Origin of the sequence: Acidisphaera rubrifaciens HS-AP3 (assembly GCF_000964365.1) — a bacterium.
In the GTDB taxonomy this organism is placed as follows: Bacteria; Pseudomonadota; Alphaproteobacteria; order Acetobacterales; family Acetobacteraceae; genus Acidisphaera; species Acidisphaera rubrifaciens.
This window is the reverse complement of sequence record NZ_BANB01000886.1, coordinates 1-411: the sequence shown is the minus strand read 5'-3', so window position 1 is coordinate 411 and position 411 is coordinate 1. Positions and strand designations below refer to the sequence as shown.

The 411-nt window shown below is 72.5% G+C and carries 1 protein-coding gene; it reads left to right on the top strand.

Features of this window, described 5'->3' with window-relative positions:
• Positions 1-363, top strand: a 363-nt coding sequence (locus B8460_RS18770) for a laccase domain-containing protein (RefSeq protein ID WP_048863150.1), incomplete at its 5' end; no start/stop codon positions are given.
• Positions 364-411 lie beyond the last annotated feature (48 nt).

The window sequence follows — 411 nt, the reverse complement described above, 5'->3', positions numbered from 1 at the left end:
CTGGAGGCGATGGCCGCACTCGGCGCCCGTCCGGAGTCGGTCGCCGCCGCCATCGGACCCTGCATCGCCCAGGCATCCTATGAGGTCGGCGCGGACCTGCGCGATGCCGTGCTGGCGCGCGGCGCGGCGGATGCGCGCTTCTTCGCGCCGGGACGGATGGCCGATGACGGGCCGCGCTGGCAGTTCGACCTGCCCGGCTACTGTGCCGCGCGGCTGGCCGCCGCCGGGGTGGGGCAGGTCGCCGTGATCGGCGCCGACACCATGGCGGAGGAGACGCGCTATTTCAGCCATCGCCGCCGCACCCTCGCGGGCGGCGGCGTGATCGGCCACCAACTCTCCGCCATCCGCCTGCCCGATGCCTGATCCATGCCGTATGTCGTGTTCTTCTTCCTGCTCATCCTCCTGTCGCTC